General features: G+C 71.7%; 24 protein-coding genes and 1 pseudogene. 4 read left to right on the top strand and 21 right to left on the bottom strand.

The features are described from left to right. Positions 1 to 35 precede the first annotated feature (35 nt). Complete coding sequence (locus tag OG711_RS04080) at positions 36 to 725, top strand: TetR/AcrR family transcriptional regulator (protein ID WP_329558407.1); 690 nt, start codon at positions 36 to 38, stop codon at positions 723 to 725. Positions 726 to 932: 207 nt separating this feature from the next. On the opposite strand, the pseudogene OG711_RS04085 reads toward OG711_RS04080, so the two are convergent. From OG711_RS04085 to OG711_RS04165, 17 genes and pseudogenes are all read right to left on the bottom strand, one after another. Further along, positions 933 to 2,165, bottom strand: a pseudogene (locus OG711_RS04085) (S8 family peptidase); the annotation flags it as partial. Positions 2,166 to 2,332: 167 nt separating this feature from the next. Beyond that, the gene (locus OG711_RS04090; protein ID WP_329558408.1) at positions 2,333 to 3,016 is read right to left on the bottom strand and encodes a response regulator transcription factor; all 684 of its coding nucleotides are present in this window, start codon (positions 3,014 to 3,016) and stop codon (positions 2,333 to 2,335) included. Beyond that, entirely contained in the window at positions 3,013 to 4,251 is a 1,239-nt protein-coding gene (locus tag OG711_RS04095) for a sensor histidine kinase (protein ID WP_329558409.1), read from the bottom strand. The genes OG711_RS04090 and OG711_RS04095 overlap by 4 nt, the downstream gene beginning before the upstream one ends. A 23-nt stretch (positions 4,252 to 4,274) precedes the next feature. After that, complete coding sequence (locus OG711_RS04100) at positions 4,275 to 5,009, bottom strand: hypothetical protein (protein ID WP_329558410.1); 735 nt, start codon at positions 5,007 to 5,009, stop codon at positions 4,275 to 4,277. 157 nt (positions 5,010 to 5,166) lie between these two features. Next, complete coding sequence (locus OG711_RS04105) at positions 5,167 to 5,631, bottom strand: hypothetical protein (RefSeq protein ID WP_073786498.1); 465 nt, start codon at positions 5,629 to 5,631, stop codon at positions 5,167 to 5,169. 35 nt (positions 5,632 to 5,666) lie between these two features. Beyond that, positions 5,667 to 5,987, bottom strand: a complete 321-nt coding sequence (locus OG711_RS04110; protein ID WP_073787708.1) for a toxin Doc — start codon at positions 5,985 to 5,987, stop codon at positions 5,667 to 5,669. A gap of 53 nt (positions 5,988 to 6,040) precedes the next feature. Next, entirely contained in the window at positions 6,041 to 6,301 is a 261-nt protein-coding gene (locus OG711_RS04115) for a ribbon-helix-helix protein, CopG family (protein WP_073787710.1), read from the bottom strand. A gap of 113 nt (positions 6,302 to 6,414) precedes the next feature. Then, positions 6,415 to 7,323 (bottom strand): class I SAM-dependent methyltransferase, encoded by a 909-nt coding sequence (locus OG711_RS04120; protein ID WP_073786500.1) that lies wholly within the window; start codon positions 7,321 to 7,323, stop codon positions 6,415 to 6,417. A 152-nt stretch (positions 7,324 to 7,475) separates the two neighbouring features. Further along, positions 7,476 to 8,570 carry an NAD(P)-dependent alcohol dehydrogenase gene (locus OG711_RS04125; RefSeq protein WP_329558411.1) on the bottom strand — a complete coding sequence of 365 codons (1,095 nt, stop codon included), beginning with the start codon at positions 8,568 to 8,570 and terminating at the stop codon, positions 7,476 to 7,478. Further along, positions 8,567 to 9,970, bottom strand: coding sequence for an aldehyde dehydrogenase family protein (locus OG711_RS04130; protein WP_329558412.1), 1,404 nt, complete (start codon positions 9,968 to 9,970; stop codon positions 8,567 to 8,569). Before OG711_RS04130 ends, OG711_RS04125 begins: the two co-directional genes overlap by 4 nt. An 8-nt stretch (positions 9,971 to 9,978) precedes the next feature. Further along, positions 9,979 to 10,734 carry a (5-formylfuran-3-yl)methyl phosphate synthase gene (locus OG711_RS04135; RefSeq protein ID WP_266505481.1) on the bottom strand — a complete coding sequence of 252 codons (756 nt, stop codon included), beginning with the start codon at positions 10,732 to 10,734 and terminating at the stop codon, positions 9,979 to 9,981. A gap of 338 nt (positions 10,735 to 11,072) precedes the next feature. Beyond that, positions 11,073 to 11,732 carry an HAD-IA family hydrolase gene (locus tag OG711_RS04140; protein WP_073787712.1) on the bottom strand — a complete coding sequence of 220 codons (660 nt, stop codon included), beginning with the start codon at positions 11,730 to 11,732 and terminating at the stop codon, positions 11,073 to 11,075. 301 nt (positions 11,733 to 12,033) lie between these two features. Beyond that, positions 12,034 to 12,405 (bottom strand): hypothetical protein, encoded by a 372-nt coding sequence (locus OG711_RS04145; protein WP_143201211.1) that lies wholly within the window; start codon positions 12,403 to 12,405, stop codon positions 12,034 to 12,036. Between the two features lie 265 nt (positions 12,406 to 12,670). Continuing rightward, on the bottom strand, positions 12,671 to 13,867 hold the full coding sequence (locus OG711_RS04150) for a hypothetical protein (protein WP_329558413.1): 1,197 nt from the start codon (positions 13,865 to 13,867) through the stop codon (positions 12,671 to 12,673). Next, positions 13,831 to 15,042, bottom strand: a complete 1,212-nt coding sequence (locus OG711_RS04155; RefSeq protein WP_329558414.1) for a Dabb family protein — start codon at positions 15,040 to 15,042, stop codon at positions 13,831 to 13,833. The genes OG711_RS04150 and OG711_RS04155 overlap by 37 nt, the downstream gene beginning before the upstream one ends. Before the next feature lie 21 nt (positions 15,043 to 15,063). Next, positions 15,064 to 15,588, bottom strand: a complete 525-nt coding sequence (locus tag OG711_RS04160; protein ID WP_329558415.1) for an aromatic-ring-hydroxylating dioxygenase subunit beta — start codon at positions 15,586 to 15,588, stop codon at positions 15,064 to 15,066. Further along, a complete protein-coding gene (locus tag OG711_RS04165; RefSeq protein WP_178390985.1) occupies positions 15,585 to 16,937 on the bottom strand; it encodes an aromatic ring-hydroxylating oxygenase subunit alpha in 1,353 nt (450 codons plus the stop codon). The genes OG711_RS04160 and OG711_RS04165 overlap by 4 nt, the downstream gene beginning before the upstream one ends. 310 nt (positions 16,938 to 17,247) lie before the next feature. Between OG711_RS04165 and fdxA the strand changes: the two genes are divergently transcribed. The 3 genes from fdxA to OG711_RS04180 all read left to right on the top strand — a co-directional run bounded on the left by fdxA (position 17,248) and on the right by OG711_RS04180 (position 19,554). Then, a complete protein-coding gene (gene fdxA, locus OG711_RS04170; RefSeq protein WP_073787716.1) occupies positions 17,248 to 17,562 on the top strand; it encodes a ferredoxin in 315 nt (104 codons plus the stop codon). Then, positions 17,559 to 18,557 carry an NAD(P)/FAD-dependent oxidoreductase gene (locus OG711_RS04175; protein ID WP_329558416.1) on the top strand — a complete coding sequence of 333 codons (999 nt, stop codon included), beginning with the start codon at positions 17,559 to 17,561 and terminating at the stop codon, positions 18,555 to 18,557. Before fdxA ends, OG711_RS04175 begins: the two co-directional genes overlap by 4 nt. A 199-nt stretch (positions 18,558 to 18,756) precedes the next feature. Beyond that, the gene (locus tag OG711_RS04180) at positions 18,757 to 19,554 is read left to right on the top strand and encodes an IclR family transcriptional regulator (protein ID WP_073786518.1); all 798 of its coding nucleotides are present in this window, start codon (positions 18,757 to 18,759) and stop codon (positions 19,552 to 19,554) included. Positions 19,555 to 19,718: 164 nt separating this feature from the next. Here the strand turns inward: OG711_RS04180 and OG711_RS04185 are convergent, their stop codons facing one another. From OG711_RS04185 to OG711_RS04200, 4 genes are all read right to left on the bottom strand, one after another. Then, complete coding sequence (locus OG711_RS04185) at positions 19,719 to 20,075, bottom strand: cupin domain-containing protein (protein WP_266505500.1); 357 nt, start codon at positions 20,073 to 20,075, stop codon at positions 19,719 to 19,721. Further along, positions 20,072 to 20,845: an HpcH/HpaI aldolase family protein gene (locus OG711_RS04190; RefSeq protein WP_329558417.1), complete on the bottom strand. Its 774-nt coding sequence runs from the start codon at positions 20,843 to 20,845 to the stop codon at positions 20,072 to 20,074. Before OG711_RS04190 ends, OG711_RS04185 begins: the two co-directional genes overlap by 4 nt. 140 nt (positions 20,846 to 20,985) lie before the next feature. Next, on the bottom strand, positions 20,986 to 22,149 hold the full coding sequence (locus OG711_RS04195) for an amidohydrolase family protein (RefSeq protein WP_329558418.1): 1,164 nt from the start codon (positions 22,147 to 22,149) through the stop codon (positions 20,986 to 20,988). Positions 22,150 to 22,176: 27 nt separating this feature from the next. Further along, positions 22,177 to 23,037: a fumarylacetoacetate hydrolase family protein gene (locus OG711_RS04200; protein ID WP_329558419.1), complete on the bottom strand. Its 861-nt coding sequence runs from the start codon at positions 23,035 to 23,037 to the stop codon at positions 22,177 to 22,179. Between the last annotated feature and the right edge of the window lie 231 nt (positions 23,038 to 23,268).

Raw genomic sequence — 23,268 nt, forward strand, 5'->3', positions numbered from 1 at the left:
CGTTATCCTGACGGGCCGTCCGAGAGGAGCCCCGCGTGGAGAAGGCCCCCGGCCCGCCGTCCGGCGAGCGCCGACGGGATGCCGCGGCCACCCGTCTCCGGCTGCTCGAAGCGGCCCGGGACCTGTTCGCCGAGCGGGGGTACGAGGGGGCGACGGTCCGCGACATCGCCGAGCGGGCCGGGGCCAACCAGGCCCTGCTGTTCCGGTACTTCGGGTCGAAACAGGGCCTGCTCACGGAGGTCGTCGCCCGGGGCGGCCTGGAACAACTGCGGGAGACACCGGCCGAGGAGCTCTTCGAGACCTCGCTGCGCTCGCTGCTCACCCGCAGCGCCGACGGAACGGCCGACCGTTCGCTGGAGGTCTATCTCCGCTCCATCGGGCGGGGCGACGAGGCGGCCGGGACACTTCGGGAGCTGGGTGAGGAGTACCAGAAGGCCCTGGCCACGCTCTCCGGTGCCGAGGACGGCGTACTGCGCGCGGATCTGGCCATGGCCTGGCTCCTCGGCATCGGCCTGATGCGGACCGTCGCCGCCCGAGAGCCCCTGGCCGCCGCCGACCCGGACACCGTCTGCCGTCTGGTGCTCACCACGATCGAACACCTCTGGACCGTGCCCACGGACGGGACGGAGCGGGCCGCCGTGCCGGGACAGGGGGCGACCGGTACGGAGCGGGCCGCCGGTACGGATCAGCGAACCGGTACGGATCAGGGGGCACGTACGGATTAGGAGGCACGTACGGATTAGGAGGCACGTACGGGTCAGGGGACGCGTACCTGTTCGGGGGCACGTACGGATTGGGGGCGCGGGAGAACCGGCCGGGGCGTCACCGGCGGCGGGGGCCACGGACGGACGGCCGACCGCCTCGCGGCCACCGTCCGTGACCCCCGCCGGGTCAGGTCGGGTCGGTACGGGTCGGGTCGGTACGGGTCAGGGGCCGATGTACAGCAGCCGGTTCGGGGAGCCGGGGCCCGGGTTGCCCACCCCGCCGGGGGTGGCGGTGGCGATCAGGGTGGCGGCCACCTGTGCCGGTGATGCGCCGGGGCTGTCCGCGAGATGCAGCGCCGCGACGCCCGCGGCGTGGGGAGCCGCCATCGATGTGCCGGAGAGGGTCGCCGTGGCCTGGTCGCCGGTGTTCCAGAGCGAGGTGATCGACACACCCGGGGCGAAGAGGTCCACGGCGCGGCCGTAGTTGGAGGAACCGGCGCGCGCGTCGGTGATGGTCGCCGCGCCGACGGTGATGGCCTCGGCCACCCGGGCGGGGGAGAATCCCGACGCGTCGGCCGCCGAGCCGCCCGCCGCGACGGTGTAGGTGATGCCGGACGCGATGGAGTTGCGCACGGCCGTGTCGAGGGCGCTGTTGGCCCCGCCACCGAGGCTGAGGTTGGCGACGGCGGGCCTGACGGCGTTCGCCGTCACCCAGTCGATACCGGCGATGACCTGAGCGATGGTGCCCGATCCCGCGTCGTTCAGCACCCGTACCCCGACGACCCGCGCCTTCTTGGCGACGCCGTACCGCGTACCGGCGACGATCCCCGCGACATGGGTACCGTGGCCGTTGCCGTCCTGGGCGACGCTGTCGTTGTCGATCGCGTCGTAGCCGTGGGCGGCCCGGCCGCCGAAGTCGCCGTGGGTGGTCCGGACACCGGTGTCGATGACGTACGCGGTCACCCCCTGGCCGGCGCTGTCGGGGTAGGTGTAGCGCTGGTCGAGCGGCAGGGTGCGCTGGTCGATCCGGTCCAGCCCCCAGGACGGCGGGTCGAACTGGGTGGCGGACGCCGTGACCAGGTGGTTCTGCGCGACGGACGCGACGGCCGGGTCGGCGGCGAACTTCTTCGCCCGCGATTCCGGGAGTCGGACAGCGTAGCCGTTCAGCGCGGCACCGTACGTCCTGTCGATCGTCGCGCCGTACGCGGCGGCCAGCCGTCGGCCGGCCTTCGAACCGGCGTCCGCCGCGGACGGATGGAGCGTGACGACATAGCTGCCCTCGATGGCGCCCGGCGCACCGGCGTTCTGGATGACGCCCTGCGCGGAGGTGGCGTTGACGGCGGTACCGGTAGCGGTCGCCGTATCGGCGGTGGCGGGTAACGCGCCGAGCGCGAGTGCCGCGACCACGGCCGTGCAGAGCGACACGGTGATTCCGCGGCGGGGGATGTGGGTCGGTGACATGGGGGTCCTCCTCTACGGGAGTGCACAAACAATCAGGTGCATGCCAAGCGAGCGCTCTGGCGGAAGGCTGTCGGATCAGCCGGAATACCGCAAGTGCCCCCCGCGCCTCCCGGGTGGATCGGGCCGGGCCCGCGGGCCACCCGTCACCGTGACGGTCCGGGTCCTGTTCAGGCACCGGTCCGATGAGCGGCGCTCACGAGCCCTGACTCATAAGCGCTGATCACCAACTGCGCGCGGTCCCGGGCCCGCAGCTTGCTCAGCAGTCGGCCGATGTACGTCTTGACGGTGCCGTTGCTCAGGTGGAGGTACTCGCAGATGTCGGCGTTGGAGAGGCCGCGTGCCACGAGCACCAGGACCTCGCGCTCACGTCCCGTCAGCCCGTCCAGCGAGGTGTCCGGCGCCCGGTGCGTATGCGGGAGCCGGGCGAACTCGGCGATCAGACGTCGGGTCACCGAGGGGGCGAGCAGGGATTCACCGGCGGCGACCGTGCGGATGCCCGCCAGCAGGACCCCGGGCGAGGTGTCCTTGAGGAGGAACCCGGCCGCCCCCGCCCGCAACGCGCCGTACACGTACTCGTCGAGGTCGAAGGTGGTGAGGATGAGGACGCGTGTCCCGGCCGTCCCGGGCGAGTCCACTATCGCCCGTGTCGCCTCGATGCCGTCCGTACCGGGCATCCGGATGTCCATCAGCACCACGTCCGGGCGCAGCAGCCGTGTGTGCTCGACGGCCTCGGCGCCGTCGCTCGCCTCACCCACCGCGGTCAGTCCGGGGGCGGTGTCGACGAGTACCCGGAAGCTGCCGCGGAGCAGTGGCTCGTCGTCGGCGACGAGGACCCGGACCGATTCGCTCATACGGCCTTCTCCTTCCGGCCGGCGACCAGCCCGTGCGCGGGTCCGGGCGGGAGACGGGCCGACACCGCGAATCCGCCGCCGGGCCTCGGTCCGGCGGCCAGCGTGCCCCCGTACATCGTCACGCGTTCACGCATCCCCACGAGTCCGTGACCGCCGCCCGGCTCCGCTCTCCCGGACACCGTCGCCTTCCCCGCTCCGTCGTCCACCACCTCGACACACACATCCCCTCGCGAGCCGACCGTGACCGTCACCCGGCAGCTTGCTCCGTCGCCCGCGTGCTTGACCACATTGGTCAGCGCCTCCTGCACGATCCGGTACACGGCCAGCGCCGTCCCGGCGGGAAGGCCCAGGGCGGTCCGGGTGCGGAGGTCGGTACGGACTCCCGCCTGCTCCGTACGCCGGACGAGGGCGGGCAGGTCGTCCAGCCCGGGAGGGGGAGCCGTCTGCGCCGGGCCGGGCTCCCCGGAGCGCCGGCCGACGGATTCACCGCGCAGCATCCCCAGCGCACGCCGCATCTCGGTGAGCGCCTCCCGGCCGGTCCGCTCGATCGCCCGAATGGCGTCGCGCGTCTCCTCGGGGCGTTCCCCGGCCACATGATCGGCGACCGACGCCTTCACGACGATCACGCTGAGGCTGTGCGAGACGATGTCGTGCAACTCTCTCGCGATACGCAGGCGTTCCCCGGCCAGCGCCTCGTCCGCCAGCCGCCGGACCGTACGGGCCGCCCGGGCTCTGCGTTCCCGCACGACGCGTCCCGCCGACCACGCCGCCCCGACGAGCAGCCAGACGAACAGCGCGGTCGCGACGGCTTCCGGCCAGGGACCGGACGGTGTCACGGCCGCCTCGCCCGTGATCACCACGGCCGCCGCGACCACCAGGGTCACGGCCAGCGCCACCGACGCCCGGCGGACCGGCTCACCGAGCGCCACGGCATAGACGGCCAACGCCGTGGAGACGTACGGGTCGCGGGTGATGTCGAGGAGTGTCGCCGCCGACGACGCGCTCAGGACCACGGCCAGGACGGGCAGGGGCCACAGCCGCCGGACGGCCAGCGGCGCTCCCACCCAGACGGCCACCAGCAGGCCCAGCCACCAGGGGCCGGAGAACCCGGGCAGGCCGTCGGAGCCGTCCTGGTCGGCCAGTGCCGTGTACACAGCTGTGACGACGGCCGCCGCGCACACGTCGAGTGCCAGCAGATGCGGGCCCGTTGTCAGGCGCCGGCGGGCCTTGTCCATCGCATGACGATACCGGTGGCCGCTCATCCGGCACGTCCGAAAAGGAACATCGCGGTACCCGCGGCGCCCACCAGGAGAAGCCGTCCGACGACCGTGGCCGTTCGCGGGACCGGTCCGGCACGCAACACGGCGGCACCCAGCGGGAGCAGCGCGACACACAGTCCCGCCGCGGCGGCGACCGACCAAGAGGTCGTCCCCTTCAGTACTCCCAGCGGCATCACCGACGCCAGGCCCAGAGCCGTCGCGCGCCATGGCCCGAACACCCGGGCGCGGTAAGCGCCGACGGCCAGCAGGACCCAGCCGCCCATGATGGCGGCGTTCAGCGCGCTGAAGACATGGAACGCGCCATAGGTCTCGCTCACCGCCAGCGTGGCCGACGCCGCGCCCCGTACGGCCACCAGTTGGAAGCCGAGGTGTTCCACACCGGTGTGGAACACCCGGGCGAACAGGCCGAGAACCGTCAAGGTGCCGCCCCATACGGCCAGTTCCCGATGTGTGTCACCGATCCTGGCGGCGAGGAGCACCACCCCCGGCCAGAGCAGCACCCACCCCGCGGCGGCAAGCCCGTACGAGGCCGTCATGAGGTCCGGATGGCGTTCGTACGCGCTCAGTTGCGCGGGGAAGAAGAAGTCGAAGCGCAACCGGAGCAGTACCCCGGCGAGCAGCAGCGGGGGGCCGACGACAAGGGAGGCACCACCCACCCAGCGGCCCGGCAGGGCGGGTTGCGAAACGGCGGTGGACGCGGTCGTTGCGGTCATGGGGGAACGATGCCGCCGCCGCGCGTACGGCGTCGTCGGAGCACGGTCCACACTTCCGGGTCGGACGGTGGTCGTACCGGCCCGCTCCGCGACGCCGGGGGCGGAGGTGACCGGGGCCGCCACCACGACAGGGCGGCCGGTTGGGCCCCGGACAGGGTCAGCCGTCGGACATGCCGCTCGCGCGGGCGATGCCCTCCACCGTCTCCTCGTCCTGCTTCCGCTGATGCTGCTGGGTGTCGAGCTTGTCCCGCATCGCGCGCAGTTTCTCCGGGTCGTCGGCGACCTCCGGGGGCACCAGCGACATCGCGTCCTTGACGTGCTCGCCGTCACCGAGACGCGCGACGACACGGTCGGCACGGTCCTCGTGGCCGGGCTCCATCGCGCCGATCAGGCCGAGGAGGTTCAGCAGTTCGTGCTGGACCTCCTCGGTGAACAACTCCTTCTCCTCCGGTTCCAGATCGAGCTGGAACCGGCCGCCACCGGCCTTCACGTACTCACGGATGACCTCCATCAGCAGTCCGAACTGCGCCGGGGGCATCCGGGCCCGGAGCGTCTCCACATAGAGCGCGTACCGTGCCCGGACGAGCGCTGCCGGGTCCTCGGGCACCTCTGCGTCGGCCATGACGGACTCCCTCTCCAGTGGTTCGCGGCAGGCGGTCAGATCCGCCAGGAACGGATACGGTCGGCGGCGCCGTACGCGTCGCTGCGCCCGGCGTCGATGTCGCGGGCGAGGTCGATCAGCGCGCCGTACGGCGCGTCGATGCCCTCACCCGCGGCGTTCATGTACGCGACGACGACGCCCGCGCCGAACAGGGCGTTGCGGGCCGGGAGCGGACGCAGCCGGATGACGCAGTGCATCAGGGCGGCGGCGCGCCACGCGTTGTCGACGACGGCACCGACCTTCGGGGTGTTGACGCGGTGGCGGCCGACCGCCGCCACCAGACAGCTGAAGTCGTGGATGACCGGCGCCTTGGGCATCACTTCCGCCTGGCGCTCCAGCAGCCAGCGGATGTCGACGGAGAACTCCACGGTCAGGCGGCCGGACGCGAGGCGTCCAGCCCGTCGGGATCGTCCGGGTCGTCGTCGGGGAAGGCCGCGTCGAACGCGTCGGCGTTGTCCGCGACGAACGCGCGGAACACCTCGGCGGCACCTTCGAGACGGGGATCGCGCACCGCGTTGGCCGCTGCCTCGGTGATGAGCGCGGTCACCGTGGTGCCCTCGGCCTCTGCGCGCTGCTGGAGCCGCGCGTGGAGTTCCTCGGGCACCCGGATCGTCACTGGTTTCGACGCCATGTCCCGACCGTACAGCAGGGCGTACAGCACGGGTAGGGGCGGCCGGATTCCGCTGGTCACCGCGACGTGCCACCGGTGCCGACAGGAGTCGTGCGGGGCGCGGGGCGGCGGCGTCAGCGGCGGGGCTTGTCCGCGAACACCCAGCGGTTGCCCGCCAGCGCGTCGTTCTCCTCGGGCAGCGGGCCGCGTCCGTGGCGGTGGGTGAACTCGAAGGGGGTGTGGACCGAGGTGGACCAGCCCTTGGCCACCAGGTCACCGGCGGAGTCGGGGCGCGGTTCCCGGGCGAACAGGCTGAGCAGGTCGATGCCGATCTGCTGGGCCGTCGAGGTGTAGAGCGGGCTGTCGCGGTACACGAGCAGGTCCTTTTCGAGCTTGACCTCGAACGCCAGGGCGCTGCCTTGCGCGCTCAACCGGTGCACCGTGTCGATGAGATACGTCTCGGCGGCGGGAGGCAGATAGAAGAGCAGTCCTTCCGCCAGCCAGACGCTCGGTGCGGCGGGGTCGAAGCCCGCGGCGGCCAGTGCCGTGACCCAGTCGGCGCGCAGATCGACGGCGACGGGTACGCGCGTCGCCTTCGGGGTGGCCGACAGTCCGTCGAGCACCTTGTGCTTGAACGCCAGCACCCCTTCCCTGTCGATCTCGTGGACCACACAGCCGGGAGGCCAGTCGAGCCGGAACGCCCGTGCGTCCAACCCGGCGCCGAGCAGGACCACTTGGCGGACGCCTCCGGTGTGCGCCGACCGGAGGAGGAAGTCGTCCAGGACCCTGGTCCGCAGCCCGAAATAGCGTGCGAAGCGCCCCCACAGCGGATTGGCGTCACCGCCCTCGACCGTCCCCGGGTGGACGGGCCACTCGGCGCAGGCGGGTGCGGCGCGCACGAAGTGCTCGGCGAAGACGTCGCGCGCCAGGGCGTCATGGCGGTGGGTCTCGATCGCCCGTGCCGCGGCGACCAGGAGGGCGGTCAGTCCGACGCCGCCTTCCACGCCTTCCACTTCGGTGTTCCGGGACGTTGTGCCGACCACGTGTTCTCCCTTGGGCGAGTTGGGTCATGAACAGCGAGGAGCGCGTAGGGCGCGCACGGCGCGCATCAGGGGTGGATCGGTGGAACGCGGGTGCGGGGTCGTCCGGGAACGCGTGGTGCCTGTGTCGCGGGCGTCTCCCATCGGCTTCTCCCCTACGGCAGCAGGACGGGTTTGACCACGCGGCCCGACTCGCAGTCGCGTTCGGCCTCGTTGATGTCGGCGAGCGGGTAGGTACGGATCAGCTCGTCGAAGGGGAAGCACCCGGCCTGCCACAGCCCGATCAGCCGTGGGATCAGCAGTCCCGGTACCGCGTCCCCCTCGCAGATATGGGAGATCCGCCTGCCCCGGTCCAGCGTGCCCGGTTCGAGCGGCAGCGCGGTGTGCAGCCGTGCCACCAGACCGAGATGACCGGTCGGGCGCAGGGCCCGCAGGGCGTCGTTGATCAGCTGGGCACTGGCCGTGGTGTCCAGCGCGTACCGCGCGCCGCCGTCGGTGAGTCTCCGGATACTGCCGGGCAGGTCGGCCGACGAGGCGTGCAGCGGGATCGCGCCGAACCGCTCGGCGAGGGCGAGCCGTTCGGGGTGCCGGTCGACGGCCACGGTCACCGCTCCGGAGGCGGCGGCAGCCATCACCGCGGCCAGGCCCACGGCTCCCGCGCCGAGGACCGCGACGGTGTCCCCGGGCCCGGCCCCGAAGGAATGGAGGACCGCTCCGGCGCCGGTGAGGAAGCCGCAGCCGAGCGGTCCGAGCAGTTCGACGGGCAGCGCGGGGTCGACCCGGACGGCGTTGCGCGCCGGGACCACCGCGTACTCGGCGAACGACGACTGGCCGAACCACCGGGGCGCCAGTTCGCCTCCGGCCGCGTCGGTGAACCGGGCGGCGTTCTCCGCGCGCCCTCCGAAGAGGTTGAGCGAGGCGAAGGAGTCGCAGTAGGCGGGGGCGGCGTTCAGGCAACTGCGGCAGTGTCCGCAGGAGTCGAAGCTCAGCACGACGTGGTCGCCCACGCCGAGTCCGGTGCGCGGACCGCCCGTCTCCACCACCACCCCGGCCCCTTCATGGCCGAGCACCGCCGGCAGCGGTGAGCGGCCCGCCGAACGCCGGACCGCGAGGTCGGTCCGGCACATCCCGCTGCCCGCGATCCTGACCAGGATCTCGTCGTCGGCGGGGCCCGCGCCGAGAATCACCTCCTCGACGGTGAACGGGCTGTCGGGCGAGCGCAGCACCGCCGCGCCGAACCTCGTCGTCACGCTTCCTCCGGACGGTGCACGACGAACGGTCTGAGGTTGCCGTAGAGCCCCCAGGGCCCGCCCGCGACACCGACACCGCTCTCCTTGACGCCCGCGAAGGGCTGGGCGAGGGACAGTTCGGCGTGGTGGTTGATCCATGCCGTCCCGCACTCCAGCCGGCCGGCCACCGCTTCGGCCAGATCGGTGTCGGTCCCCCATACCGAGCCGCCCAGCCCGAAGCCGGTGCCGTTGGCCGCTTCGACGGCTTCGTCGAGGTTCCCGTACGGCAGTACCGGCAGGACCGGGCCGAACTGCTCCTCCGTCACCACCGGGCTGTCGGGCGGGACATCGGCCAGGATGGTCGGGGCGTGGAAGTAGCCGGGCCGGTCCAGCCGGTGGCCCCCGGCGACGGCGCGGGCTCCGGCCGCCAGGGCCTGGGCGGTACGGCGTTCGACCCGGGCCAGTTGGGGCGCGTTGCTGACCGGGCCCAGCTGGGTGCCGGGGTCGAGCCCGGGTCCGACGACGGTGTCCTTCGCGCGCTGCGCGAGTGCTTCGACGACATCGGAGTAGAGCCGGGCCGGGGCGTAGACGCGCTTGACCGCCATGCAGACCTGCCCGCAGTTGCGGAACGCCGCCCAGAACAGCCGGTCCGCGATCCGCTCCACCTCCACGTCCTCCAGCAGGACGGCCGCGTCATTGCCGCCCAGCTCCAGGGTGACCCGGGCGAGCGAGGCCGCCGCGCCCGCCGCGACGGCCCGCCCGGTGGGAGCGGAGCCGGTGAAGGTCACATGGCGGATGCCCGGATGGGAGGCCAGCCGGGCGCCGAGGGGTTCATGACCGGTGACGACCGTCAGCACGTCCTCGGGGAGGGCGGCGGAGATGACGGAGGCCAGCAGCCGGGTGGCGAGGGGGGTGAAGGGGGAGGGCTTGAGCACCATCGTGTTGCCCGCGGCGAGCGCGGGCGCGAACTTCGCCGACGCGAGCTGGAGCGGGAAGTTCCACGGGACGATCGCGGCGACGGGGCCGAGCGACCGCCAGCGGATCTCGCTGCGTACCGGCCGTCCGTCCGTGAGGGGCTGGGGCCTGGGGTGGAGTCCGGCGAAGTAGCGCAGCCGGGCCGCGGTCCGGTCGATCTCCGCGTTCGACTCGGCCAGGGGTTTGCCCTGTTCGCGGGTGAGCAGCGGAGCGATGTCGGGCCCGGCCGCCTCCACCGCGTCGGCTGCCGCGAGCAGCGCGGTGGAGCGGGCTACGGGGTCGGTCCGCCAGCCGCGCCAGGCCTCCTGCGCCCTGGCGACGACGGCGTCCAGCTCCTCCGGGCGCTGGTCGGGAGCCTCGTCGAAGGGCTCGCCCGTCGCCGGGTCGAGGACGGCGAAACGCCGGCCGGAGGCCTGGGGAGTGCGACGGGGCCGGTGTGCCGCCATACCGGCGGTCAGCCCGCGGCGGTGACGGCGGCCGCGTGCTCCTGGGCGTGCCGGTCCATCTCCGCCCGGAAGGCGGCCACCAGGTGCGGCTGAATCCTTCCGGTGGTGCGGTCGCCGCCCTCGCAGACCGCCCCGCGCACCCCCACGATGTCCGTGCCGATACGGGTCAGCTCGCCGAGGTCCCGCGCCTGCACGCTGCCCGCGAGGGCGGCGAGCAGATCGGCCTCATGGGCCCGCCGGACGAACTCCTCGCAGATGTCCGGCGGAAGGTGGTCGAACAGCCGGGTGCCGTCCTTGACCGCCGTGTCGAGCATGGCCGCGTCGGAGCCGGAGCGCAGCGCGATGTCGGGCAGGGCGAGCGGATTGACGCAGCCGATCCGGTGGGCGTCGGCGTAGCCCGAGGCGACGACGAACGCGTCGGGCCGGTAGTCCTTCACCGCCCGGACGACCCCTCGCATGACCTCGACGCCCTGGTCGGGTGTCGTGCATCCGTAGAGGCCGACCTTGATGTACGTGGCTCCGGAGACCGCCGCGCCGAGCGCCGCCTGTGCCACCGTGCCGGGCTTGAACGGCACGTCCCCCACGGTGGCGGACAGCGGCTTGTCCGCGGGGACCGCGTCACGGATCGCTCGGATGACCCACGGGAAGTTCGCGCCGAGCGAGCCCTCGTCGGGCCTTTTGACATCGACGATGTCGAGGTGCTCCGCCGCCTTCGCGCAGTCGAGGGCCTCTTCGACGCTGTCCGGCGAGATGAGAAGCAACAAGGGGGAATCCTTCCACCGCGTGTCCACCTGGCCGAGGGCAGGTGTGCGGAGTCGCTGGATCACTTGCGGACAGCTCATCATCACCGGGGCCCGTGGCCGTCGGTAGGGCGCGCGGAGCACGAACGGGTAGTGCGATGGCGCTCCGAGTGCGCCGTGCACGCCGGTACGAATCAGCGCCCGCTGGGCACAGGTGAAGGGCCCACGGGTTCCCCTGGAACCTCATGGAACAGCGCCTGCGGCAGTCGATGCACGGTCATGGGCAGCCGCCCCGGACTCACCGTCGCGGTCGGAAGAGCGCGATGCGCGGACAAGCCCCGAGGGCGGCGCGGGATGAGGGCTCACCCCGTCGGGAGGGCCGTGACGCCGAGGAGTGTTTCCAGTTCGGCCACGGCGGCGGACTCGTGCGTCATATGAACGGTGGTGATTCCCAGTTCGGCCGCTGGGGGGAGGTTCACCGCGTGATCGTCCACGAAGACGCATCGCTCGGCGGGCAACCCGAGCCGTTCCAGGGTGAGTTGGTAGATCGCCGGATCAGGCTTGGCCATGCCCACCAGTTCGGACACGACGTGCACGTCGAACAGATCCCAGACGCCGACATGCTCGTACGGATTGAACGGGTCGAGACCGAAGCTGTTGGACAGGAGGGCGAGGCGGTGTCCCGCGGCCCGCGCGGCGTGCGCGAGTGCGATCATCCGGCGGGCCGGTGGCACTTCGGCCCATGCTCGGCCCATCAGGTTCACCGGATCGATGTGTCCACCGAGCAGCGGCGCTGTGCGCTCGTTCCACTCGGCCTGCCCGATCTCCCCGATCTCCAGGGCCGCGTAGAGCCGCCGTCCCATCGGGTGGGCGCCGAGTGCATCGCCCCACGCGCCCGACGCCAGCCCTTCGGACACGCACCACGCGCGCAGAACGGTGCGGGGTCTGGCGGTCAGCACACCGGCGAAGTCGAGAATCAGGCCGCGGGGCTCGCGCCCGCCGACGGTGTTGCTGTGCGACATCAGGTACACGTCCCCTCCGCGGCCGTTCCCAGGTCCGGGGGGACGTTACCGTGCCACGCCATCCGCGTACCGCGCATCGGGGAATCGTCCGAGTTGGGCACCGGAGCCGGGCCGTCGCCCCGTACCGGCGAGAGAATCGGACCGGACGACCCGGCGGCCGAGCATCTGGCCTGGTGCGAGCCAAGTCCGGGGCATGTGCGGGCCGGGTGACGGCCGACCACCTGGCCGGGTCCGGGGAGAGTGCGCGCCGGACGGGTCACCGTGCGGAGCGCCGGTGCTTCGTCGGTGTCTCCGGGAAAGGTCAGGGACAGTTGGGGATTCCGGGGGTCAGCTTTTCGAGCTTGTAGTCGACGATCCATCTGTTCGGCTGACCCGCGAGCTGGTACCAAGTGGTTCCAGCGCCGACGCCCTTGCACGCCAGGCGGACCGTCTCCGTGTTGTAGACCAGGCCCCAGAGCTGGTTGTTCTGGCTCTCGTCCTTCACCTTGCGGACATTCGCGTTGTTCGGGCCCTTGATGACGCCGGTGTAATCCACCCGGGGCTCGGCTTCCTGCTGTGTACCGGTACCGCTGACCTGGCTCTCCGGCTGGATGGCCACGGCGACTCCCGTACCGCCGACCACGATCACCGCGAGGACCGCGAACCCGCCTGCCCTGCTACGAATTCCACGCATGATTCCACCGCTCCCTGTTGTGGGGGATTTCCGCTGGCTCTCCATGACACCGGGATGGACATCCGCCCGACAGAGGGGAACGGCTCCTTTCATTCGTACGGGTCCGTGACAGCGGTGAAAGGGAAGTCCGCTCGGTGGGAAAGCTCCGGCGCACGCCGGGAATCAATAGGAAATTCGGTGAGGGCCGACCGGTCGTGCGTCCGTACGGTGCCCGCGAGGGGCAGGCGGCCCGAACGTCTTCCTCGTGACCACCGGGTGCTCCCGGCTACGTCGGCAGGTCCCTCAACAGCCTTCGGTAGACGCGCGCGTAGGCGGTCAACCGGGTCAGGGACAGTTCATCGCGACGCGGGTCGTCGGCGGCCGGTTGCGCCCGCGGGCCGAGGCGCACGGTCTCGACGCCGAGGGCGCGCAGTACCACTCCGTCGGTCGATCCGGTCCAGCCGGTGACCGGTGGCGGCTGCGCGCCGAACTCGTCGTGCCAGGCCGCGCGGGCGGCCGTCACCACCGGGGCGTCGACCGGTGTGGCCGCGGCCGTCGCCAGCGGCTCGGCCTCGACGTCGACCGCGCAGTTGCGCAGCGCCGACCTCGCGCAGCGCGCCCGCAACCGGTCGGCCAGTTCGGCCGCCAGCGCCTTCGACTCCACCGGATCACCGGCGACGACGTACAGGTCGACGCGGAGTTGCGCAGGCAGCAGGTCCGGCTTGTCCGGCCAGCCGCCGCTGATCGCGCCGACGCCGCAGGCCCGACCGGTCTGTCCGGCCCGCGGGTCGGCGGCCAGGTACGCCGTGCGCCAGCGGGACAGCTCGTCCAGTACGACGCCGGCGGAGGCGACCACTCCGCCGGGCGGCGCGGCCGACTCCGCCGCCATCGCCGCCCCGGAGCGGCCGGTCACCCGGACGGTCAGGTAGAACGCGCCCGGCTCGTGCCACAGCAGCGTGGGCGGGCCGCACTTGGCCACGATCGCGGAGCGCGGCAGCGGGTAGGTTCCGGCGTAGGACTCCAGGCCGGTGATCCCGCCGGCGCGGCGGTGTGTCCCGGAGCCGGCGAGCAGCAGCCGCCCGGCACCCGCCTCGGCGAAGGCGACCAGCGCGGCGGCGGCCGGTGCCCGGGCGACCCCGAGACCGAAGCCGGTGAGCAGGTCGCCGGTGACACGGAGCGGGCCGACCGGCGCGGTGTCGCCGGTGACGAGCCGGATGCCCGCGCCGTCCTCGTCCAGCGAGGTGTCGAGGTGGGAGTAGAGCAGGGGCCCGGCCCCGTGAGTGGCGGCCAGGCTGCCGCCCGCGGGGCCGTGCTCCAGTACCCGCCATTCGATGTGCGGCCACCGGTCCGCGCACCAGCCGCGCAACCGGTGGGCGGCCGTCCGCTCCTCGCCCCGGGGGGCGGGGGTCGTGTCGAGCAGCCGCAGGACGTCGAGCAGCGGTTGTCTCAAAAGCGTCCCCAGTCGTCGGAGGCCGGACGCCATACGTCGATGTTGCGCGGGTCGGCCGGCATCCTGCGGGGGCGGTGCGTCTCGTGCTCCTCGGGGGTGAACACGCGGTGGTCGTCGCAGAGTTCGTAGCGGGGGCCGAAGCGCGTGTCGTGCATGTAGAACGCGATCGACGTCGACGCCGAGTGGTTGACGATGTCGGAGGCGATCGGTGCGCCCTTGTACAGTGCGCGGGCGCGCATCCGCATGACGTGGTCGAGGCTCTTCATCGCGAAGCACAGGTGCGCGACGTAGTGCTCCGTGTTCTTCTGCACGGCGAGGCTGTGGTGGTAGCGGTCCTCGCAGCGCAGGAACGTGGTCGAGCCGACGACATGGTCCGAGGGCAGGAACCTCAGGACGTGCTGGTAGAAGTCCAGGGTCTCCTCGAACTTCGCGGTGGCGATGAAGGGGTGCACCAGGTCGAGCGGCCGTATCTCGATGTGCGGGGGCTCGGCGTACTCCTGGAACTCGGTGAAGAGCTCGACGACGAGGCCGTTGGGGTCCTTCACCGCGAAGCCGTTGTCGCAGAGCGCCCGCTGCCGTTCCTGGAGTTCGAGGACTTCGAGGCCGGCGTCGAGGACGTTCTTGTGCAGCTGCCCAAGGATCTCCTCGCTCGCCACGCTGTAGCCGACGGCGGTCGTCCATCCGTCGGTGCGGGCGGGCGCGTGGATCAGCTCGATCGCGTGGTGCTCGATGTCGGCGCGCAGATAGGCGTACTCGTCGGTGCGCTGCTCCAGTTGGAGTCCGACGTGGTACTGGAGGAAGTCGATGGTCTCCTGCATGTCCGGGACCTCGATCCGGGCGTACTCCATGCCGTACGGGCCGTGCGGGCGGGTGCTCACCGGCGGGTTCCTTCCTTCCAGGAGCGGCGCACGCTCGGTGAACTCGAACGAGGTGATGGCCTGCTGGGCGATGACCGGGCGCCAGCGTGTCCGCACGAAGTGCTCATGGGACTCGCTGCCGAGATAGGCGAGCAGGTCGTCCTGGCCGTCGAAGTCGACGGCCATCGTGTGGGTGAAGGTCCGGTCGCGGGTGCTGATGTTCTCGCCGAGGACGAAGCCGCGCATGGCCGGGTAGCGGTCCGGGAAGGTGCGCAGTTCGTCCAGTACGGACTCGCGGGCCGCCCGGTCGGCGTCGTCGGCGAAGCGGAAGGACAGGGTGTGCCTGATCATCGGGTCACCATCCGTCGTCGGCTAGAGGATGAAGCTGAGCCGGGCGCCCGCCGCCAGCGACTCATGGCCGAGGACGGAGCGGCGCAGACGGAACCGGAGTCCGTCGTCGGTCGGCATCAGCAGATGGTCGTACCACCCGACGTAGGCGTCGAAGTGCCCGTCGCGGGCGCGGTGCACCACGAAGGCGGCCGCCACCCGGAAGGAGTCCGCCGTGTCCTCGGACAGCCGCACGTTGGACACCAGCCGGTGGGTGCGTGAGTGCGGGTTCTCGGCGTGCGCCTTGCGGGACTTGAGTCGCTTGACCCGGGCGCGGAGCAGGTCCCAGTCGTCGTCGACGAACGATCCGGTCTCGTGCGGCGACCAGCCGGGCCGGTGGTCGGTGGTCGGGATCTCGTAGCGGGCGCCGGGCTCGAAGAGCGTCAGCCAGCCGTCGTAGTCCCAGTGGTCGAGGATGTCGGCCTCGGCGTAGAGGAAGTCCTCCACCTCGGGCCGGGTGATGGTGCGGCCCGCGCACCGCACCGTGCCGCTGTTGCTGATCGCGGTCATCGCAGATCCCTCCCCACCAGGAAGGACGCGGGACGTTCGCCGTTGATCTCGGCGCCGCCGTCGAGCCCCACGGCTTCCACCCAGTGGCGCCAGAAGCCCCGCATCGCGCCTTCGTCGATCGACCGGCCCTGGACGCCCTTGACCTCGTCGGCCATACCGCGCGACATATCGCTGAAGTCCAGTTCGGGTCTGCCGTTGCCCGCGGTGGCCTGGATGCCGCGCTGGACCGCTTCGTATGCCTCGATGTCGTCCGGGGTGGCGAGTCCGCCCGGGCCGACGAAGCTGACGACCGTCTTCATCCGCAGGGCGCGGGTCTCCGGGTCCTCGGTGCGCGGGACCAGCTGCCAGGCGCGTACATCGGTCTGGTCGGCCGCCACCGGTTCCAGTTGCCGGATGGACAGGCCCTCTATGTCGAACAGCAGCAGGTTCGGGAAGACGAACAGGATGTGGCTCTCGTCGGCCACATGGTGTGCGCGTTCTTCCCCCAGCCTCTGTGTCATCTCGGCCCGGTGGGCGTCGGTGCGGACGCGTTCGTCCTCGCCGAAGCGCGGTTCCCAGATCATGCTGATCCGTCCGCCGTGCCCGGTCAGGACCAGCAGGCCGTGGCCGTTGCCGAGGTTGTAGGCGTACTGGTCGTCGTCGGTGACGGCGTAGCCGCTCTCCCGCAGATAGCCGACGAACGTGTTGTGCGTGGGTGCGAAGTGGTAGCCGTCCATCGCGTTCTCGACGGCGAGTTTCCAGTTGCCGCGCACGCTGTAGAGCTGGGTTCCGGGCAGTGTGGTCATGCCGCCGGTGTGCTGCTGCTCGATCATCGTCATGTAGTCGGCGGCGTCGCCGAGGTGGTCGAGGAGCGGTGGGACGTCGGGGTCGAAGGAGACGAAGACGAAGCCCTCGTGGATCTCCAGCCGGGCCACACCGCGCAGCCCCATCGAGGCCCGGAACTCGTCGCTCGACTCGTAGGCGCCCGCGTCGGGGATCGCGGCGACCTCACCGTTGTTGCGGAAGGTCCAGGCGTGGTAGAAGCACTGGAAGAGCCGGGTGGAGCCCTCGGTCTCGCGGCACAGCACGGTGCCCCGGTGCGGACACGAGTTGAGGAACGCGTGCACCTCGCCGGCGCTGTCCCGGCAGAAGATGAGCGGCCGGCCGCCGAGGGTGCGGACCTTGAAGTCGTTGGGGTTGGGGATCTCGGTCTCGTGCCCGAGATAGAGCCAGGTGTGCATCCACACCCAGCCGCGTTCCCGGGCGAAGACCTCCGCGCTGCGGTAGGCCTCGCGGTTGACCCGGAAGGTGAGCTGGTCCCAGTCCTCGACGATCATCGGCGCTGGGGCGGTCCGGGGATTGCTTCCCATGGCGAGTTTGCCTCTCACAAGTCCCGACCCGAGTGACGCTACGTGAGACGCCATCTCGTATGTCGAATCAGCGTCTCCCAGCCGATCGGCGGTGTCAAGCATCCGTCCCGAGCGGTTGGCGTCAGCCGTCGGACATCCGCCCCGACCGGCCGGCGCCAGGCGTCGGGCATCCGCCCCCGACCGGCATCCGTCAGGTGTCGGACATCCGTCCCGACCCGTTGACATCAGGGGTGGGCGGAGCCATCATCCTGTATCGCATTGAAATACACCGTCTCGCATTCTGTGCGACCGTGTGAAGGGCAACAAACTCGTGCCGTATGTCATCACTCAGGCCTGCGTTGACGTCATGGACAAGTCGTGCATGGAGGAGTGCCCGGTCGACTGCATCTACGAGGGCGACCGGATGCTCTACATCCAGCCGGACGAATGCGTCGAATGCGGACGCTGCGAACCCGTCTGCCCGCAGATATCGATCTTCCATCACGAGGACCTGCCGGAGGGGAGCCAAGGGGCCGAGCGCGTGAACGCGGAGTTCTTCGCCCTCGGGACCCCGCCGCTCGGATCGCCCGGCGGGGCCCGCAAGGTCGGCCGGGTCGGCCATGACCACCCCGAGGTGGGGACGTGACAGGCCCCGCGACCACGGGCGCCGACGCCGAGGTGTCCGTCGATCTGCTGATCATCGGCGCCGGGCCCACGGGGCTGTACGGCGCGTACTACGCGGGCTTTCGCGGGATGAGCGTCGCGATCGCCGACGCCCTGCCCGAGGTGGGCGGCCAGATCGCCGCGCTGTACCCCGAGAAGCCGATCTTCGACGTGGCCGGATTCCCCGCCGTCCGCGGCCAGGAGCTGGTGGACCGGCTCGCCGAGCAGGCGGGCCGGTGGGACCCCGTCCTCCTGCTCGGCCACGGGGTCACGGAGCTCGACGACACCGGCGGGGGCATCCTCGCCACCACCGACGCCGGTACCCGGATCACCGCGGGCGCGGTGCTCGTCTGCGGCGGGATCGGCAACTTCGTCCCGCGCGAACTCCCGGTGGGCTCCGAGTATCTGGGCCGGGGGCTGCGGTACTTCGTGCCGCGGCTGGGCGAACTCGCGGGGCAGGACGTCGTGGTGGTCGGCGGCGGGGACTCGGCGCTGGACTGGGCGCTGTCGCTGGAGCCGATCGCCTCCTCCGTGACCCTGGTGCACCGGCGCACCCGGTTCCGGGCCCATGAACGCACCGTCGAGCAGGTGCGCGCGTCCTCGGTACGGGTGCTCACGCCCTACGAGGTCCGCAAGGTGTCCGGCGACGGGCCGCTGTCGGAGGTCGTGGTCTCCGGCCCCGACGACGAGCTGATCACCCTGCCCGCCCAGGCCGTGGTGGCCGCGCTCGGCTTCATCGCCGACCTCGGCCCGGTCGAACGGTGGGGGCTCGATCTGCGCCGCCGCCGTATCCTCGTCGACCCCACGATGCGCACCAGCCGGGAGCGGGTGTTCGCGGCCGGCGACATCGCCGACTACGACGGCAGGGTCGGCCTCATCTCGATCGGCTTCGGCGAAGCCGCCCTCGCCGTCAACCACATCGCCAGCATGCTCGACCCGGCACGCTCGATCACCCCGGGACACTCCACCGACGCGTGATCCCCGCACCGGCGACGCGGTGAACGGGGGGGCGCACGATCGACTTCCGGGCGCCCGGCCCCCGTTCACCGCCGTCGTGCGCCGTGGATGAGCCTCCCGACCCTCTCCGCGCACCCCCTTGCCGTCGCGCTATATAAGATAGCGTTTCATTTGACGTCCTTACTGATGTGACTGAGCACGGACAGGAGCGTGGATATCCATGGCCACGAAGGTGCAGCCCGGCACCGGCGAGCAGGACGGTCCCGACAGGACCGCCCCGACCATCCAGACGGTGCAGCGCGCGGCACTGATCCTCGGCTCGTTCACGGTCGGCAAACCGCATATGAGCCTCAACGAGATCACCGCGCGGCTCGGGGCGAGCAAGGCGACCGCGCACCGCTACACGAAGGCACTGCGGGCGGCGAACCTGCTGCGTTACGACGAGCGCACCTCGCTGTACTCCCTCGGCCCCCAGGTGCTCACGCTCGCCGCGGCGGCGCGGGCCGGTCTGCCGATCGTCGCCGCCGCCGAGCCGTACATGGAGGAACTGGTCCGGCGTATCGACGAGACGATCGTGCTGTCGGTCTGGGACGGCGAGTCCGCGACCGTGGTGCGCTCGGTGGACAACACCGACCACATGGTGCGGATCAGCGTCCGGGTCGGCTCCCGTCTGAACCTCACGTCCTCGGCGCAGGGACGCGTCTTCCTCGCGCTGCTGCCCCCGGAGCAGGTCCCGTCGCTGCCGCGCGCGGTCCGCAGGTCGGCCGAGCTGACCGAGGAGCTCGACGCCATCCGGGAGCACGGGCTGTCGGTCAACTCCCCCACGGTCAACGGGGTCCGCACCATCGCGGCGCCGATCTTCGAGGGCGACGAGATCAGCGGGACGCTCGCGATCGTCGGTACGACGGCGACCGTGCCCGACGACGTCAAGTCGCCCATGGCGCAAGCCCTGTTGGAGACCGCGCGCGCGTTGTCGCAGCGGCTGGGCAACTCCGACGGCTCACCGGGCGGTCGCTGACCCGCTCGCGACGGCAACGGCGGTGGGCCCATCGCGGCGGCGGTGGGCCCACCGCCGCGTCCCGGCACCTCGGGGCTGTGCCGGGACGCGGCGATATCGCGTGCACTGGTGGGCCTGGTGGGCCTGGTGGGCCGCCGTGGTGGGCCTGGTGGGCCGTTCGTCGGTCAGGGAAGCAGGTCGGCGCGCGGCGGGACGAAGAAGTCGATGTTCACACAGGGCGCCTCGGTCGGCTCCACGTAGTGCTCGCTGCCGCGCGGTACGAGGAGGAACGATCCCGCGCGCATATCGTGCGCGACACCGTCCACGTAGTAGTTCGCGCGCCCCTCGGCGATATGGACCAGCTGGTCGAAGTCCTCGTGCCGGTGCGGGTTGAGCGTCATACCGACCTCCAGCTCGTGGTGGCAGATCATCACCTCGTCCGTCGTATAGATACGACGGCGGACCCCCGGCCGCACCTGGGTCACCGGCAACTCGTCCCAGTTGACCACGGTGTTGAACGGTGCCGCGCTGTGTGTGCTCACTGACATTCCTCTCCGGCGGCGGCCCGCAGACCGGCCGCCAACAACTGAAGGTCCGAACCGACCATGAGGTAGCCGGCGTCACCGAGACCCAGGCCCGCCGCGGCGCCCCGGCTCGGCGCCCAGCCGCCGAACGCCACCGACGCGGTACGGGCGGCCTCTCCCACCCGGTCCACCGCGGCCCGGAGCACCGCCGGGTCCGCCGGCAGCCCCAGGTCGACCGCGAGGTCGGTGCTGCCGACGAAGCACACGTCGAGCGCGGCGACCAGCTCCGGCAGCGGGTCGGTCCGCGCCGTCTCGATCTGGCCCACGAGCACCGGCGGGTCGTCCCGCTCGCTACGCAGGAACCCGGCGAGTGGCGCCGCGCCGAACCGGGCGGCCCTGTTGGCCAGGCTCACCGACCGGCGGCCGGCCGGAGCGAACCGGGTGGCCGCCACCAGTGCCTCGGTCTGGGCGACACGGGTGAGCATGGAGAGCTGGACGCCGGCCGCCCCGGCCTCCAGGAGCCGGTTGACGGCGGCGGCGTCCACCTCGGGCACGCGGACCAGTGCGGGCAGGCCGCAGAGGTCCGCGTGGCGTACCAGGCCGACGGCGTCCCGCTCGGTGAGGGTGGAGTGTTCGAGGTCGACGACCACGAACGCGAACCCGGCCGCGGCGGCCAGTTCCACCACGTCGGGTGACGCCAGCTTGAGAAACGTACCGACGGCGGGTTTCCCCGCGGTGAGGGCCGCGCGCAGTCGGCGGCGCGACAGATGGACGTCACCGGTGGTCATCCGATCCTCTTCCGGGAGTGCGGGTGTCTGGTCCCGGCCAGGAGTACGGGTGTCAGGTCCCGGCCGGGAGTACGGGTGTCAGGTCCGCCCCCCGGCAGCGCACAGCGTGGGTGTCAGGTCCCCGTCCGGGTGCGTGGGGGTCAGGCCGATCGCAGGCCGCGCCACGGCACGATGTCGATCTCGGCGCCGCCGTGCAGCACCACGGTCGGCTCCAGGCGCGGCGCGCGGATCGCGTTGCCCGCGGCGTCGGGCAGGGTGACCTCCTCGGTCTCGGTGACGACCGTGACATCCGCCCGTCCGCCGACCTCCAGCCGCCCGTATCCCTCGGTGTCGAGCCCGAGCAGCCGCGCCGGGGCGACGGTGGCGCGCCGGACGCACTCCTCCAGCGGAGCGCCGAGCGCGACCAGTTTGGAGATGCTGGTGAGCAGGTCGAACACCGGGCCGTGCCAGTTGCGGGCGCTGGTGTCGGAGCTGAGGACATCGGGCAGGAAGCCGTCGGCGATCGCCCGGCGCGCCACCTCGAAGCTGAGGTTGCTCCGGCCGTGGGCGGAGTCGAAGAGCACACCGCGTTCACGGGCGGCGGTCACGGCGGGCTGCACCCGGTCGCCGTCGAGTATCCCGTGCGGCTTGCCGGTGTAGCAGTGCGCGACGATGTCGCCGGGGCGCAGATAGTCCAGGACGACGGGCAGCGGCTCCGCGGTCTCGCCGATGTGCAGCATCAGCGGGAGACCGGCCTGTTCGGCCAGGGACACGGACTTCTTCAGCAGCGGTTCCCAGTTCTCGCCGACGACGTCCTCGGAGAGACGGATCTTGAAGCCGCGCACGATGTCGGGGTGGGCCTCGGCGGTCGCGAGCGCGTCCTCGGGGACCAGGGTGTCGGGGTTCAGCAGTTCACCGAACCTGAAGTCGATCAGACCGAGTACCGAGACATTGAGGAAGTTGACGATACGCAGCGGGTTCGCCTCGACCACGAGCTTGCGGAAGGCCGGGAACGTCGAGGCGCCGGCCGTTCCGGCGTCCGCCGCGGCGACCACGCCCCGGCGCAGATGGGCTTCCTCGGCGGGGGCGCCGACGGCGGAGACGTACTGGAAGATATGGGTGTGGCCCTCGACGAGGCCCGGCAGCACGGTGGAGCCGGTGACGTCGATCGTGCGGGCCGCGTTCGCCGCCAGACCCTCGCCGATCGCGGTGATGCGGTCACCGGTGACCGCCACGTCGAGCCGGGCGTTCGTGGCCGATGCCGGGTCGATGACGGTGCCGCCGGCCAGGACGAGGTCGTAGGACGGCACGGAGGAGATGGACATCGGTGTGGTCTCCAGGGTGTGGGGCGGTCAGCTGACCGGTTCGGTCAGCCGGTGGTCGTGCGCCAGGGCGTCCGAGGGACGCACGACGCGGGTGACGAGGGGCAGCACACCGTCCACCTCGACCCGTACCTCGTCGCCGTCGGCGAGGAAGCACGCGCGGTCCTGGCCGGTGCCGGCCGGGGTTCCGGTAAGGACGACGTCGCCGGGTTCGAGCGCGGCGAACCATGACAGCCTGCTGAGCAGATCGGGGATCGGGAAGATCATCCCGGCGCTCGTGTCGTCCTGGAGGAGCGTGCCGTTGACCCGGGTCCGTACGCGGATCGCGTCGCGGTCGGGCAGGTCGTCGGGGGTGCGCAGCGACGGGCCGATCGGGGTGAATCCCGGGTAGCTCTTGGCCAGGGCGGGGATTCCCGTGGTGCGCATGACATCGCGGGCCGTCATGTCGTTGGCGGCGGTGACGGCGGCGATCGCGGGCCAGATGTCCGCCTCGGCCGCCTGGTAGAGCCGGCGCCCGACGACGACCGCGATCTCCCCCTCGTAGTCGGGTTCGGTCGCGGCCCCCGGGATCACCACCCGCGCGCCGGGTGCCGGCACGCCTGAGGACGCGGCCAGGTACAGGATCGGCTCCCCGGGCAGCGCCCGGCCGGTCCGGGCCGCCTTGGACGTGTAGTTGAGCCCGACGCCCCATACCGCGCGGGGTCGGCCGAGCGGCGCCATGAGCGTGGCGGTGTCGAGCGGGATACGCCGGCGCACCGTGCGGGACGCCAGGCTCCGTAGCGAGCCCTCCTCTGCGAGGACCGCGCCGACGTGCGGATATGCAGTGTCCAGCAGGGCGACGGCCCCGTCCTCGATCCGGCCCAGGCCGGATTGTGTCGTCACTACATGCATGGCAAGCATCTTTTAATGCGAGACGGCATCATGTCAAGCGATACGCAAAGCCAGGCCGGGGACGCGCGGAACCCCGTCCGCGCAGCAGGCGGACGGGGATTCCGGAGAGTCAACGCGCGTCGTCACGGGCGCAGTCGGCGCGGGAGGGGACAGGGCGGGGCGGTCGGCGGTGGTGGCCCGGCGGTGCACCGGACCCGGTACGGCGTGATCGCCTTCAGCGCCTGTACGGCA

This window comes from Streptomyces uncialis, from assembly GCF_036250755.1.
Lineage (GTDB): Bacteria > Actinomycetota > Actinomycetes > Streptomycetales > Streptomycetaceae > Streptomyces > Streptomyces uncialis.